The following is a 13987-nucleotide window of genomic DNA, read 5'->3' on the forward strand; positions in this document are numbered from 1 at the left end:
CATGAAAGCTCCGTAGGCTGCAGGCGCCCATTGTGATGGATGCGCTTCACCGCAGCGGTGACGGATATGGGGTCGACAGTCCGAAAGTCACGCAGCAACGCCTGGCTCCGAATGACCTGTCCCACGCATGCCGGGATCAACGAAGGAGTAAACGTTGCTGTTCGGATCGATCCCGTCGCGATGCCAGCCGATCGGCCAACCGCGTCGGCTCGGGCAGCTTGTAGCGCGTGCAGCAGGCCAGCACGAGATCCGGCGCGCTGGCCTGACTCACGCGATGGCCGGGCGAGACGATCAGCGGCTTGATCCGGTCCTTGCTGCGCAAGACGGTGCCGATGCGTTTCCCGCGATGGACAAGATCGGCGCGATCCCCGCGCAGCGGACCCGGTTCGGCGTGATGCCCGACCAAAATCGACTTGGCCACGCCGATGGTGGGCAGGCCGGTGATCACGCCCAGATGCGCCGCAATGCCAAGCCCGCGCGGATGCGCCACGCCGAGACCGTCGACAAGAATAAGGTCCGGCCGCTGCGGCAGCTCGACCAACGCCTGGATTATCGCCGGCAGCTCGCGAAACGACAGCAGCCCGGGGATGTACGGCATCCGCGTCGGCAGTCGGGCAATGACCTGCGCCAACGGCTGCAGGGTTTGCGCATCCAGCAGCACCGCCGCTGCCCGCGTGATCGCGCCATCCTCCTCAAAGCCCACATCCACACCGGCCAGCAGACGCAGCGGCGGATAGTCGTCCTCAAGACTCACACGAAGCGCGAGTTCGGTCTGCAGTGCTCGGGCGCGCGCCACGTCGCCGTCCCAGGCCAGCGTTTCGCCAATGTCGACGTGTGGCCCGCCGTGTTGGCTCGACGCCTCGTTACCCCGCTCAGTCATGCCGCAAGCCTGGATGGAACAGCCTGAACACCGCGTCAAAGCAGGCGTGAGGCCATCGTCATTTCGGTTGACCGACCGCGGCCAGGGCCGGATCATCGCCGGATGCCCAACTCGCTTCGCTATCTCTTCGTACTTCTGCTGGCCTTTTCCGGCAGCACCGTCATGGCGCAGGATGCGCCGGCCAGCAGCTCGTCCGCCGCACAGCCCGCGCTGACGCCGGTGCAGACGCTGACCCAGCTGCGCTCGCAGTTGGACGACATCAAGAGTTCGGTGGATGCGAAAAAGCCGGACACGCCGCTCAACGATCTGCGCACCAGCGCGCTCGCCGTGCAACAGAAGGCCGACCAGCTGGCCTCAAGCCTCGCACCCCAGGATGCCAGCCTGCAGACGCGTCTGGACGTGCTCGGTCCCGCACCGGCCAAAGGCGCGCCGCCGGAATCGGCCGAACTCAGCGCGCAGCGCCGGCAGCTGACCAAGGCCAAAAACGAACTGGACGGCCAGATCAAACAGGCCAATTCACTCAGTACCGAGGCAACCCAGCTGGCCGCGCACGTGTCCGATTTGCGCCGCGATCAGTTTCAGGCATCGCTGGCCTCGCGAACGGCCACGCCCTTCAGCAGCGCCTTCTGGGCCGATCCGGCGCAGGCGTTTCCCGACGATCTGGCGCGCGCCAAACAACTGAAAAGTGACGTCGCCGATGCGGTGTCCACCGCATGGCAGCCGCCCAACCGCACGCCGTTCATTCTGTGCCTGATCTTCGCCGTGCTGCTGATGACGGCCGTGCGCTGGCTGATCGAAAAAGCGCTGATACACGTCACCACCAGCAGCATGCCGGCGGGTCGGCTGCGGCGCAGTGCTCTGGCCGTGACAATCGCCCTGGCCTACACCCTGACCGTCGGACTGGCCGCCCATTTCGTGTATGAGGCAGTGAACTGGAACAACACCCTCAGCGACGACCTCGCCGAGCTGGGACAGAAGCTGTCGCGCCTGGTGACGTTCGCCGCGTTTCTTACCGGCCTGGGCCGCGCCATCTTGTCGACGCAGCGGCCCTCGTGGCGATTGGCTGGACTCTCCGACGATGCCGCGCAACGCCTGCGCCTGTTTCCATGGCTACTCGGCGCCGCGGCGTTTTTGTTGGGCCTGTTGGAAAGCGTGATCAGCGCCATCGGCCTGAGCCTGCCGGCCACCGTGGCCACGCGCGGCTTTGTGGCCGCCTTGATCGCCGTGCTGTTCGCCGATGCGCTGATTCGTCTGGGCAAGTCCCGCCGCGTCATGCTGGCGTCGGGGGAAGAACCCGGCCCCCGGCCGGTATGGGTCGGCCTGATTGTGGCATCGGCCTTCGTTTCGGTTGGCCTCATCCTGCTCGGGGTCGCGTCGGGCTATATCGCGTTCGCGTTTTTCATGGCGCGGCAGATGCTGTGGGTTGGCGTGATCCTTACAGCGCTGTATCTGCTGATGCATCTGGTCGACGATATTTTCGACACGGTTTTCGCACCCAGGGGGCGCACCGGCAAACGCCTGCAGGCCAGCTTCGGCCTGCGGGCGAGCGCGCTGGAGCAGATTGGCACAGTACTGTCCGGCGTCACCCGCGCCATTCTGCTGCTCATGTCGATTGCGTTCGTGCTGGCGCCGTTCGGCGCTGGTCCAACTGAACTGGCCGGTCGCGTCGGCGCGCTGTTGTCGTCGGGCGGTTCGCTGGGCGACCTGAAGATCGTTCCGGGCAATATCTTTGCCGCGCTGCTGGTATTCGGTACCGGCCTGGTGGTGCTTCGCATCATCAAGCGTTGGCTGAGCGAGCAACTGCTGCCGAAGACCTCGTTCGATCTGGGCATGCAGAACTCGGTGCTTACCCTGCTCGGCTACGTTGGCGGCGTGCTGGTCTTCGTGCTCACCCTGCTTGAGCTGAAGGTCAACCTGACCAGCATCACCTGGATGGCCAGCGCGCTGTCGGTCGGCATCGGTTTCGGCCTGCAGGCGATCGTGCAGAACTTCATCTCCGGCCTGATTTTGCTGGCGGAGCGGCCCGTAAAAGTGGGCGACTGGGTCAGCATCGGCGGTGTCGAAGGCGATATCCGCCGCATCAACGTGCGCGCCACCGAAATCCAGATGGGCGACCGCTCGACCATGATCGTGCCGAACTCGCAGTTCATCACCCAGAACGTGCGCAACGTGACACTGGCCAATGCGCAGGGCCGCGTGCACATCACCCTGCCGATGCCGCTGGACACCGACGCCAGCAAGGCGCGCGAGATCATTCTCGACGTGCTCAACACGCATCCCTCGACGCTGACCACGCCGGCACCCGTGGTACGGCTGGACAACCTCGACGCCGGCACCATGACCTTCGACTGCACCGCCTATGTCAACAGCCCGCGCGACGTGAGCGCCGTAAAAAGCGACCTGCTGTTCGAAACGCTGGATCGCCTGCGCGATGCCAAACTGCCGATGACCAGCCCGCAAAGCATGGTCGTCCGCACTTTGCCCGCGCCGGCGGTCGGCGAGGAAAACCACGACGACAAGGATTGATTGGCCCGATCCGGGCGGCGTTCGCTCATCAGGAGTCTACGATGGGACTGCAGCAAAATCGGCCGGCCGCACCGCTGGACGCCCTCATCGAAAAGATCTGGGACTGGGACATGCCGCCCCCGTTGCACCGATTCGAACGCGTGCTGCCTCTGCCGGGCGCGGCGCTGATCATCAACCTGCACGAAGACGAGACTCGCGTCTATACCGACGACGAACACCGCACGTGCACGCGTTCGGCCGCCGCCATTCTCGGTGGACCCATGCAACGCAGTCAGATCATCGATACGGCCGAACAGGTGCGCGTGATGGGTGTCGTTTTTCGTGCTGGTGGTGCACATGCATTTACCGGCGAGGATCTTGCCGCGAGCGCGCAGCGCGACATCGACCTGCATGACCTTTTCGGGCCCGATGCGGACCGACTGCGGCAGCGCCTGCTCGAAACCGCGACGCCGACAGCGCGTCTTGTATTGCTGGAGCAATGGCTTCGAGAGCGTTTGCGGTCTGCGACAAAAAACGCAGCCATGGACCATGCCCTCATGCTGCTGAATCGTGTCCCTCAGGTGCGCCGCATTCCCGCAATTGCCAAGCACATCGGCATGTCGGAGCGACGCTTCACCCAGCTGTTCCGCCGCCAGATGGGTATGACGCCCAAGCACTACGCGAGGCTGATACGGTTTCGTGCCGTGGTCGATCACGCCCATGGCCGCCAGTCGGTGAACTGGAGCGCGGTAGCGACCGACTGCGGCTATTGCGACCAGGCGCACCTGACTCATGAGTTTCGGCACTTCGCCGGGGTTACGCCCGCCGTTTTCTCACGGCAGCGTGGGCCCTACGTCAATCATCTTGCACTCGAGTGATTGAATACCGCCGCCACGCTCCGTGCGGAAATCTACAAGACGATGGCACCCGCCCGGCGCTAGCCTGCGATTCGGATTCCGGCAAAGGAGACTCAGCAATGCCCAAATCAGCGCCCTGCGGCAGCACCATCATTCCCGGCCTGCGCTATCGTGATGCGCACGCCGCCATCGAATTTCTCTGCAAGGCCTTTGGCTTCACCCGCCATGCGGTCTATCAGGACGACAAAGGCAACGTGGAACATGCGCAGCTTACTTACGGCAACGGCATGATCATGCTGGGCGAAGTGCGCGACGACGCGTTCGGCCGGCGCATTGCTCAGCCGTCCGATATCGGCGGCCGGGAAACGCAGTGTGCCTGCGTCACCGTGATCGACTGCAAGGCGCACTACGAGCAGGCCGTGTCCGCCGGGGCGAACATCGTCGATGACTACGCTGAAAAGGACTATGGCGGCGCCGGTTACAGCTGCCGCGACCCCGAGGGCCATCTGTGGTACTTCGGCAGCTACGACCCCTGGCAGCATGCATAGCCGACATTGTGCGGTGTCAGAGCATGGGAACAAAAGGCCGGCGGTCAGTCTGGCGATCAGCCGGCCTTTTGCGGGTTACCAGACATCTACGCACGACGGATCATGGCGTACAGGTCTTGCCGTGCGCCGCATGGTTGCCCTTGGCCTTGGCGTCGGCCTCGGTCATGTACTCGCCCTGCTTGGTCTTGCCGTACCACTTGTCGCTGGGGCAGTGATAAACCTTCTTGCTCGAATTGACCCAGACCATGCCCGGACCGCCGCCCGGTGCGGCATTGGCCGCAGGCGCCGGCATGCTTTTCTTGGACGTTGCTCCGGCAGCGGGCGCCGGTGCAGCGGCGGGCGCGGCTTTGGCGGCAGTTGCCGGAGCCGCGGATGGTGTCGCCGCAGGCACCGCGGCATACCATTCCTGGACGCCCTTGTGACCCTTGCAGGCACCGCGCTTGGTCGCGGTGCTGGTGTAGCTGCCGTCCTTGCATTGGCCGGTGGAACCGGCGGGCGCAGCGGATTGCTGCGCGTGAGCCGAAAAACCGGCGAACAGACAGAACGCGGCAACGGCAATCAGACCTGATGATTTCATCTCTGAGACTCCCATGACGGTGACATGACCCCTTGGAAAGCGCCGCCCGAATGCAAGCGGACCCTCCGCCCTATCGACCGCTATCGGACGCCCTGAGCGCGCGCTGAGGCGACGTACTGCGGCAGATATCTCCCAGGCACCGTCATCACAGCGCCTGCGGCGCGACTATGCGCCAAGTCCGTGCCGACCGACAGTCCCGCAGCACAGGGCCTTTTCCGCATGCGCGGCGTGCCCTATTTCACGCGCTGCGCCAGCGCAGGCGGGGGCGCGACCATCGCCGCGTGTGCCGGCGGCTTGATCGAGGAGTCTGGCCGTGCCACGGCGTACATCTCCCAGCTGATCTGCTTGAGCAGCGCACGCGGATCATCGCCCTGCGTATAGAGGTCCGCGTGCGTCTTGCCCGGCAGGTAGCGGAAATCGGATCGGGCATGCAGGCCATCCAGCACCGCCTGCAGCTTGTGCACGGCGCCGTCCAGATAATACGTATCGGCGGTGCCGACCATGAGGTGAATCTTGCCGTCCAGATCCGGCCTAAGCTGAGGCCATTTCGTCTTCAGCAGATGAGCGATGTCGTAATGGTCGCGCCAGTACGCCGCCACGTCCGGATCAACCGCGCCGGTATCGCGATCGAACAGCAGGGCTGGCCGACCGTCCTCGCGGCGCGGCGAAAAGACCCATTCGTACGAAGACATCTGGCCACCGTAGGCGCCCAGCACACGCTCCAGCCGGGCCGAATCCTCGAAAGTGCCCTGAACCTTGCCGTTCAGCCGCTCCAGCGGCCATGGCGTGCCGTCGGGACGGTGATAGACGTTGGCGTGGGGCGCATACAGATCGACGCCGGAAAAGTCGTGGAAATCCACCGGATCGGGTGAGGTCGACCAGGTGCCGCCGAAGAGTTTCGGATAATTGACCTGCAGCCAGAGGGTCGCCCAGCCACCGGACGAGTGGCCGGTGAGAAGACGTCCGGAGGCCTTCGCGTCCATGCGGTAATGCGATTCAAGCGCGGGAATCAGCTCGCTCGTAAGCGCCTTGCCCCAGGGTCCGTTGTTGACCGAATCGGCAAATTCATGCGTGCCGGTGGGGCCGGACTCATCCAGAAACACCCAGATCATTGGCGGCATCTCGCCTTTGCTCATGGCCAGATGCACGCCGACAACGGTATTGATCAGCCGCTCCTCGTTGCCACCGAAACCGTGGGTGTAATACACCGTGGGAAAGTGGGTGGCGCCGCTGGTTTCATAACCCGGCGGCGTCAGCACCCACCCGCGCATGTGGATCGGCCGGCCCCAGAACGCGGACAGCACCGGGCTCACCCTGTCGATCGGCTTGGTATGCGCGCGTGCGTCCGGCGCCGCCGCCCGCAGGTCCGGCGCCGATGTCATCTGCCACGGATACGGCTCGGACTGCACCTGCACCAACCTGAGCGTCGACGGCGTAATGGCGGGCAGATGCACGCTGATGACGGGACTGACCAGATCGCCGGCGCTGCGTCCGCTGTAGTTGTAGTTGTGATCCAGATCGAGCACGGCCTGCAGCAGATACTCGCCCGGCGGCAGGCTTGAGAAACTCCGCGGAAACGCCTGATTGTCCGTATCGATGGTGACGCTCTGGCGCGGCGCCAGCCGGCTCACTTCACGCGAGGCCACCGCCGTGCGCATGGGGTACAGCGGATCGGCATCGACGCTTTCGACCCTGCCGTTCCTGGCTGCCTTGCGCGCCGCCGAAGCCTCGGTGGCGAACAGCAACAACCTGCCCGATACCGGCTGCGTCGCGGCTCCATCCAGTTCCACCTTGAAGATCGGCGGCGTCACCCCGGCGTGCCAGCGCAGCGTCAAGGCCGATGCGAGCAGGGCCAGCGCAACCACCAGAGACAACGTCAGAGCGATCCATACCGACTTGCGCATGCCAAAGCTTTTCCAGTGAATCCAATCTACCCAACGCGGCACGGCGCACTTCGGGATACGAGCGTCAGAATAGCGGGCGCAAAGTCATCTTCGCGTCAGCAGGGCAATCCAGTCGTCGAATGTTCTTGCCGTCCTTTCAGTGAGCCGGCGGCTTCAGCGGCGAATTCGGCCGCGCCTGCGCATACATCTCCCAGCTGATCTGCTTCAGCAGGCCTTGTCGATCCTTGCCCTGCACGTAAAGATCAAAGTGCGTGCGGTTGGGCACAAACGTAAAGCTCGATTTGGCGTGCAGCCCATCCAGCGTGGCCTGCAGCTTGTGCGCAGCGCCGTCAAGGTAGAACGTATCCGCCGTGCCCACAATCAGGTGGATCTTGCCGTCCAGGTCGGGTTTCAGCTGCGGCCAGTTGTGCTGCAGTCGCCAGCCGATGTCGTAGTGATCGCGCCAGTAGTCGACGACGGCGGGATCGATATCGCCGGTGTCGCGATCGAACATCGGCAACGGCAGGCCGTTCTTGCCGCGCGGCGAAAACACCCACTCGAACGATCCGAGCTGACCGCCGTAGGTGCCCAGCACGCGCTCAAGCTTGGCGAACTGTTCGAACGTGCCCAGCACCTTGCCGTGATCGCGCACCAGCGGATAGGCCGAGCCGTCCGGCTTGCGATAGGCATTGGCATGCGGCGCGTACAGATCGATGCCGGTGAAATCGTGGAAATCGCTCGGGTCGGGCGACGTCGACCACGTGCCGCCGAAGATTTTCGGGTAGCGCGTCTGCAGCCACAGCGTCGCCCAGCCGCCGGAGGAATGGCCGTTGAGGAAGCGCCCGCTCGGCTTGGCATCCATCCGATATCGGGTTTCCAGCTGCGGAATCAGCTCCGTCGTCAGCGCCTGCCCCCACGGCCCGTTGTTGACCGAGTCGGCGAACTCGTGCGTGCCGGTCGGGCTCGATTCGTCGAGAAACACCCAGATCATCGGCGGCATCTCGCCCTGCTTCATCGCCGCATACACGGTCGTCAGTGGACCGGCAACGCGATCGTTGTTGCCGCCAAAGCCCTGCGTGTAATACACGGTGGGATAGCGCTTGCCCGCCTTCGCGTCATACCCCGGCGGCGTCAGCACCTGACCGTGCATCGCGATGGGCCGGCCCCAGAAAGCGCTCAGCGACGGGCTCACGAACTGGATCGGCGTCGCGTGCTGGCGCGCCTCAGGAAGCAGCGCGCGGGTCGCCGCCGGCGTGGATGCCGACAGCGTCCAGGGATCGCGCGCCGGCAGGGCCCTGGTCAGCGCCAGCGTCGGGATGTCGGCAACCGGCAGATGCAGCTTCACCACGTTGCTGACCAGATCGCCCGCGCCGCGCCCGAGGTAGTCGTAGCTGTGGTCGGTGTCGAGCACCGCCTGCACGTAGTAGTCGCCGGGCGGCAGCTGGGAGAAGCCCGCGGGAAAGGCCAGCTGGTCGGCGTCGATATCGTTGATCTGACCGGGCGCCCACCGGCTGATTTCGCGCGCGGCCACCGAGGTCTGCGTGGCACTGAAGGGATTGGCGTCCACGTCATCGACCGTGCTGCTCTTGCCGTCGGATGCGGTCTTCGCATCGGCCTCGGCCGCCTTGGCCTCGACGGCGAACAGCAGCAGCCTGCCGGAGGTCGGCGTGGCCGACGCCGAGCTGTCCAGTTGCACGTGAAAGAAGCGGTGCGCGGGGAGCGCGTCCGTCTGCGCGCCGGCCGCGCCGACAACAAACGCGGATAGCAACAGAAGGACAGCGGCGTGGCGATAACGCATGGGGTATCTCCGAAAAAGAAGGACAGATAAGCGGAACTTCACCTGCCGATGCAGCATGACGCCCAGCGTTTCACTCACTGGCCGTATCCGACGATTTCGGCTTCACCGGCGCCAGTCGCAGATCCTGGAAGTCGAAACTGAAATCGGTCAGCGGCGAGATCGGCTCCATCCGCGCCTCGCGGATATGGCCGTCCATATCGAGGCTGAAGCTGATGAAGGCATCGGCATTCAGGTCGCGATCGTCCCAGCGTACGGTGAAGCTGTCGTGCTGCCACGGCGACAGGGTGCCGATCAGCTGCGCAGTCTTGCTGAAGCGCAGGCGCAGCTTGCCGCCTTCGTTGCTGATGATGACGTCGCCGTACCAGGGATCGCGATAGGTGCCGGCATATTGCGCCAGCGGCAGCGACGGCTTGCTGCTCTTGTCGCGCGCCTTTTCGTGCGCGGCAAAGCTGCCGTCAGCTTTCGATTCGGCCTGCTTCACCGCCTTGTCGTACACCGCTACCCAGTTCGTCTTCTGCGCCGGGTTGAGGTAGGCATCGAGCGCCCGGTAGGTCACCGCGTTGAACGCCGCGCCGGATTCCTGATTGGTCAGCACCACCACACCCAGATGCAGCTCGGGCACCAGGGTGATCCGCGACACCATGCCCGGCCAGCCGCCGGTGTGCCAGACCAGGCGCTGGTTGCGGTAGTCGGACAGGAACCAGCTCTCGCCATAGCCGTAGAAGTGCGGCGTCAGCGGCGCCAGCTCGGGGATCGGCGGCTTGTTGATGGTGATCGGCGTGAGCATTGACCACATCTGCTGTTGGCTGTCCTCGGAGAACAGCCGCGCCGGCTTGCCGTCTTTTTCCTGACCGGGCAGCACGCCGCCGGCCAGCTGCACGTTCATCCACTTGGCCAGATCGTGCACGCTGGCGTAGATGCCGCCCGCGCCCGGATCGTTCAGCCAGGCCATCGGCGGCACCGGCTCCAGATTCTTGAAATTGGCCCGGGCGTGGCCGGTCGCCACGTCCATCCCCGGCCTCAGATAGGTCTTGTCGATCAGCGACTCGTCCATGCCGACCGGCTGGAACAGGTGCGTGCGCACGTAGTCGGCGTAGCTCTGGCCCGACGCCTGTTCGATCACCAGGGTGGCCACGGCGAACAGGATGTTGTCGTAGGCGTAACCGCTGCGAAAGCCGTTCTTGATCGGCACGTAGCGCAGGTGCTCGACCACCTCTTTCGTGGTGTAGGAGGTCGGCGGCCAGTACAGCAGATCGCCCGCGCCCAGACTCAGGCCGCTGCGATGCGCCAGCAAATCGCGGATGCGCATCTCGTGCGTGACGTAGGGATCGGACATGCGGAACCACGGCAGGTGATCGATGACCCGATCGTCCATCTTCAGCTTGCCCTGCTCGGCCAGCTGCTGCAGCGCCGCGGCAGTGAACGCCTTGGTATTGGACGCGATCGCGAACAGCGTGTGCGCATCGACCTTGTCCGGCTTGTCGATCTCGCGCAGGCCGAAACCCTGTTCCATCACCACCTTGCCGTCCTTGACGATGGCCACGGCGATGCCCGGCACGTCGAAGGTCTTGCGCGCGCTGTCGACGTAGGCGCCGAAATCCTGCAGCTGGGCCGGCAATGCCGCGGCGTCCTGGGCACTTGAAGAGGCCGCCCCTGCGTTGGCGGGAGCTGATGCGGGCGGCGTCTGCGCGCCGGCGGACCCTGCCAGCGCCAGCAACACGAAAAGGCTTACCGTCCTGAGAGAAAGCGAGGGGCAGAACGAGAACGGCTTGGGCATGTCGATTCCTTCAGGTCAATCGCCCAACTATCGCGGCAAAGCCGGCGCGAAGCCAGCGCTGGAAGTCATGGTTCTTCACGCTACCCCGGTCGGCGACACGGCATTGTCCTAGCCCGTAACCATCATTCTCCACTCGCAGGATGTTGCCGCCGATGCAATCGACCACCGACGATTTATTTGCCAGCCCGGCGCACGCTGCCGGCGCCTCGCCGGTTCGCGTCGGTATCGGCGGCTGGACGTTCGCACCCTGGCGCAAGAATTTTTATCCCGAGGGGCTGGTGCAGCGGCGCGAGCTGGAATACGCCAGTCGGCATCTGCGAGCTATCGAGATCAACGGTACCTTCTACCGGCCGCAGACGCCGGCCGTCTACGCGAAGTGGGCCGCCGAGACGCCGGAGGACTTCGTGTTTTCGCTGAAGGCGCCCAAGACGGTAACCCAAGGTAGACGGCTGGCCGAGTCAACCGCCGCTGCGAAGCGTTTCATCAGCGGCGGCCTGGCCGAGTTCGGCGCGCGGCTGGGACCGATTCTCTGGCAGCTGCCGCCCTCACGTGAGTTAGACCGGGACGATCTGGATGCCTTTCTCGACGCGCTGCCCCGTGCATTGAACGGACGCCCGCTGCGCCACGTGCTGGAAGTGCGGCACGAAAGCTTTCTGTGCGATACCTACCTGCAGCTGGCGCGCGCACATAACGTGGCCACAGTCTTTACCGACTCGATCACCTATCCGTCGATGGCCGATATCACCGGCGATTTCGTCTATGCGCGGCTGATGCGCAGCCAGGCGGATATCGCCACGGGCTACTCGCCCCGCGCGCTCGGCCAGTGGGCGAAACGCGCGAAGCTCTGGGCGAGTGGCGGCGATCCGGCCGACCTGCCGCACGTGGGCGAGCCCGCCACCAAGGCAAAAGCGCGCGATGTGTTCGTGTTCTTTATCAGCAGCGCCAAGGAGCGCAATCCCGCCGCGGCCATGGCGCTGCAGGCGCGCGTCGACCCCGTTTAAACCACGACAGCCACTGGAGATTGTCGCTACGCGCACGGCCAACGGACTAAGCTTTCGGTCTCTCAACCCTGCGTGTGAATTCCGATGCGCCAAGTCAAGCCTCTGTTCCTGCTTATCGCGCTGGCGGCTGCCGCGATCTTCTGGTCGGGGCACGGCACATCGATCGGCGGAAGAACGAACGCTTTTCCCATAACCGGGAGCGCCAGTAGTGATGTCGGGCTGCCTAGCTTTCTCCCAGCGGAAGCTCGCGCCACGCTGGACCGAATCGCCAGCGGCGGACCATTCACACATCGGCAGGACGGCGTGGTGTTCGGCAACTACGAAAACCTGCTGCCGCAGGAGCCGCGTGGCTATTACCACGAGTACACGGTGGAAACACCCGGTGCGGACACGCGCGGCGCGCGACGCATCATCACCGGCGGAACGCCGCCGCAAATCTATTACTACACCGACGATCACTACCGCAGCTTTCGCGCGTTCAAGGTGGCCCAATGAGCCTGTATCGCTCGCACGGCCCGCGCGAGATCGACCCAAATCTCACGCAGCCGACGCAAAGCGGTATCTACTTCGTGGGCAGCGATGACCTTGCGCGGCTGGCCAAAACCGCGGCGCGCGAAGAGCTGCGCGTTTGTCATACTGACCTTTCCGGTTGCCAAGGCAAGGACGATTTGCTCCGACGGCTGAGCGTGTCGCTTGAACTGCCCGCCACGTTCGGCGACAACTGGGATGCGCTGGCCGATAGCCTGCGCGATCTGCGCTGGATGCCGGCGTGGGGCTATGTGCTGCTGTTCGACCACGCCGACGATTTGCGGCGCTCGGCGGCAGCGGACTTCGACATCCTGCTTGGTATTCTCGACGACGCCGCCACCTTTGCCACTGACAACGACATGCCGTGGTTCGCGTTTCTCGCGCTGCCCGACGCGGCCACCGAAACCACTCTCTGACCTCGCCCATCCCCTACCTAACGGAACATCATGCAAACCCAGGATTTCGAACTCGAGGGCGACTACGTCGAACTCAACATGCTGCTCAAACTGACCGGCATCTGTGACAGCGGCGGCGCCGGCAAAGCCATCGTGGCCAGCGGCGCCGTGCTGGTCGACGGCACGATGGAACTGCGCAAGACCTGCAAGATCCGCGCGGGTCAGGTCGTCACTATCGACGACATGGAAATCCACGTCTTGGCGGACGCCCGCTAAGGCGCATCGATGATCGAAGCGGAGGTAACCCGCGCCGGCCGATGAGCGAATAACGTGTATCCGGGGCATCCGGATGCTGCAGGAAAGCCGGGCCAGCGCTGCGAGAAGCAAAGGCCACGCAGCCTCCCGCTGCATCCGCTGCCGTTGTCACCACGTAACTGGATGCATCGCGACCTGCCGCATCCTTACCGCCAGCGAGGCCACCATGAATCGTCGCACCCTGTTCAAAGCCCTGCCCCTGGCCGCCGCCCTGATGATGGCCGGCCTGAGCGCCTGCCAGTCGGCGTCTGCCGCCAGCGACGCCGGCGTTGTGCCCGCACCGACCATCGACGCCCCGAAAACCGCCGCATCGAAAGACCAGATCGCCGTGCTGGCCGGCGGCTGCTTCTGGGGCATGCAGTCGGTGTTCGAACATGTCAAAGGCGTGCAGAAAGTAGAGGCCGGCTACTCCGGCGGTGCGGCCAACACCGCGCACTACGACCAGGTCAGCGACGGCGATACCGGCCACGCCGAGTCGATCCGCGTGGAGTTCGATCCCAGCCAGATCAGCTACGGCCAGCTGCTGCAGGTGTATTTCTCGGTGCCGGTCGATCCGACGGAACTGAACCGGCAGGGCCCCGACAGCGGCACGCAGTACCGCTCGGCGATTTTCTACAGCAGCCCGGAGCAGCAGAAAATCGCCAGCGGCTATATCGCGCAACTGACGGCTGCCAAAACCTTCCACGGGCCGATCGTGACGCAGGTGGTGCCGCTGAAGGCGTTCTATCCCGCCGAGGCCTACCACCAGAACTATGCGCAGCTGCATCCGGACAATCCGTACATCGCCTACAACGATGCGCCGATGGTCTCCCAGCTGAAAAAGCTGTTTCCGACGATCTACAAGGATGAGCAGCAGGTCGTCGAAGTTCAGCTGCACTGAGTCAGCGGCCACGCGCCATCGCGGGCTCGACTTGCGTGAGGCG

General features: G+C 64.5%; 13 protein-coding genes. 8 read left to right on the plus strand and 5 right to left on the minus strand.

Translation table 11 applies throughout. The features are described 5' to 3' along the window. Positions 1–136 precede the first annotated feature (136 nt). Entirely contained in the window at positions 137–880 is a 744-nt protein-coding gene (nfi, locus tag ACDK93_RS12295; protein ID WP_458068955.1) for a deoxyribonuclease V, read from the minus strand. A 102-nt stretch (positions 881–982) separates the two neighbouring features. Here nfi and ACDK93_RS12300 point away from each other — a divergent pair, with 102 nt between their 5' ends. The 3 genes from ACDK93_RS12300 to ACDK93_RS12310 all read left to right on the plus strand — a co-directional run bounded on the left by ACDK93_RS12300 (position 983) and on the right by ACDK93_RS12310 (position 4790). Beyond that, a complete protein-coding gene (locus ACDK93_RS12300; RefSeq protein WP_458068956.1) occupies positions 983–3406 on the plus strand; it encodes a DUF3772 domain-containing protein in 2424 nt (807 codons plus the stop codon). Further along, a complete protein-coding gene (locus ACDK93_RS12305) occupies positions 3403–4263 on the plus strand; it encodes a helix-turn-helix domain-containing protein (protein WP_458068958.1) in 861 nt (286 codons plus the stop codon). The genes ACDK93_RS12300 and ACDK93_RS12305 overlap by 4 nt, the downstream gene beginning before the upstream one ends. A 98-nt stretch (positions 4264–4361) precedes the next feature. After that, positions 4362–4790, plus strand: coding sequence for a VOC family protein (locus ACDK93_RS12310; RefSeq protein WP_458068960.1), 429 nt, complete (start codon positions 4362–4364; stop codon positions 4788–4790). 100 nt (positions 4791–4890) lie between these two features. On the opposite strand, the gene ACDK93_RS12315 is transcribed toward ACDK93_RS12310, so the two are convergent. The 4 genes from ACDK93_RS12315 to ACDK93_RS12330 form a co-directional block, all read right to left on the minus strand. Then, on the minus strand, positions 4891–5367 hold the full coding sequence (locus ACDK93_RS12315) for a DUF3761 domain-containing protein (RefSeq protein ID WP_458068961.1): 477 nt from the start codon (positions 5365–5367) through the stop codon (positions 4891–4893). Positions 5368–5600: 233 nt separating this feature from the next. Then, complete coding sequence (locus tag ACDK93_RS12320; protein WP_458068963.1) at positions 5601–7271, minus strand: alpha/beta hydrolase; 1671 nt, start codon at positions 7269–7271, stop codon at positions 5601–5603. Positions 7272–7407: 136 nt separating this feature from the next. Then, positions 7408–9048, minus strand: coding sequence for an alpha/beta hydrolase (locus tag ACDK93_RS12325; protein ID WP_458068965.1), 1641 nt, complete (start codon positions 9046–9048; stop codon positions 7408–7410). A gap of 70 nt (positions 9049–9118) precedes the next feature. Beyond that, complete coding sequence (locus ACDK93_RS12330) at positions 9119–10825, minus strand: serine hydrolase (RefSeq protein ID WP_458068967.1); 1707 nt, start codon at positions 10823–10825, stop codon at positions 9119–9121. Between the two features lie 152 nt (positions 10826–10977). Here ACDK93_RS12330 and ACDK93_RS12335 point away from each other — a divergent pair, with 152 nt between their 5' ends. The 5 genes from ACDK93_RS12335 to msrA all read left to right on the plus strand — a co-directional run bounded on the left by ACDK93_RS12335 (position 10978) and on the right by msrA (position 13944). Then, complete coding sequence (locus ACDK93_RS12335; RefSeq protein ID WP_458068969.1) at positions 10978–11826, plus strand: DUF72 domain-containing protein; 849 nt, start codon at positions 10978–10980, stop codon at positions 11824–11826. Between the two features lie 84 nt (positions 11827–11910). Next, the gene (locus tag ACDK93_RS12340) at positions 11911–12321 is read left to right on the plus strand and encodes a ribonuclease domain-containing protein (RefSeq protein ID WP_458068971.1); all 411 of its coding nucleotides are present in this window, start codon (positions 11911–11913) and stop codon (positions 12319–12321) included. Continuing rightward, positions 12318–12770, plus strand: a complete 453-nt coding sequence (locus tag ACDK93_RS12345) for a barstar family protein (RefSeq protein ID WP_458068972.1) — start codon at positions 12318–12320, stop codon at positions 12768–12770. Before ACDK93_RS12340 ends, ACDK93_RS12345 begins: the two co-directional genes overlap by 4 nt. Positions 12771–12800: 30 nt before the next feature. Beyond that, entirely contained in the window at positions 12801–13025 is a 225-nt protein-coding gene (locus ACDK93_RS12350) for an RNA-binding S4 domain-containing protein (protein ID WP_179481718.1), read from the plus strand. 205 nt (positions 13026–13230) lie between these two features. Next, positions 13231–13944, plus strand: coding sequence for a peptide-methionine (S)-S-oxide reductase MsrA (gene msrA / locus ACDK93_RS12355; RefSeq protein WP_458068974.1), 714 nt, complete (start codon positions 13231–13233; stop codon positions 13942–13944). Positions 13945–13987 lie beyond the last annotated feature (43 nt).

The organism is Rhodanobacter sp. BL-MT-08 (genome assembly GCF_054161255.1).

Coding starts and splice junctions, on each gene's coding strand:
- nfi (WP_458068955.1), bottom strand. CDS start 880: ATGACTGAGCGGGGTAACGAGGCGTCGAGCCAACACGGCGGGCCACAC.
- ACDK93_RS12300 (WP_458068956.1), top strand. CDS start 983: ATGCCCAACTCGCTTCGCTATCTCTTCGTACTTCTGCTGGCCTTTTCC.
- ACDK93_RS12310 (WP_458068960.1), top strand. CDS start 4,362: ATGCCCAAATCAGCGCCCTGCGGCAGCACCATCATTCCCGGCCTGCGC.
- ACDK93_RS12315 (WP_458068961.1), bottom strand. CDS start 5,367: ATGAAATCATCAGGTCTGATTGCCGTTGCCGCGTTCTGTCTGTTCGCC.
- ACDK93_RS12320 (WP_458068963.1), bottom strand. CDS start 7,271: ATGCGCAAGTCGGTATGGATCGCTCTGACGTTGTCTCTGGTGGTTGCG.
- ACDK93_RS12325 (WP_458068965.1), bottom strand. CDS start 9,048: ATGCGTTATCGCCACGCCGCTGTCCTTCTGTTGCTATCCGCGTTTGTT.
- ACDK93_RS12330 (WP_458068967.1), bottom strand. CDS start 10,825: ATGCCCAAGCCGTTCTCGTTCTGCCCCTCGCTTTCTCTCAGGACGGTA.
- ACDK93_RS12335 (WP_458068969.1), top strand. CDS start 10,978: ATGCAATCGACCACCGACGATTTATTTGCCAGCCCGGCGCACGCTGCC.
- ACDK93_RS12340 (WP_458068971.1), top strand. CDS start 11,911: ATGCGCCAAGTCAAGCCTCTGTTCCTGCTTATCGCGCTGGCGGCTGCC.
- ACDK93_RS12345 (WP_458068972.1), top strand. CDS start 12,318: ATGAGCCTGTATCGCTCGCACGGCCCGCGCGAGATCGACCCAAATCTC.
- ACDK93_RS12350 (WP_179481718.1), top strand. CDS start 12,801: ATGCAAACCCAGGATTTCGAACTCGAGGGCGACTACGTCGAACTCAAC.
- msrA (WP_458068974.1), top strand. CDS start 13,231: ATGAATCGTCGCACCCTGTTCAAAGCCCTGCCCCTGGCCGCCGCCCTG.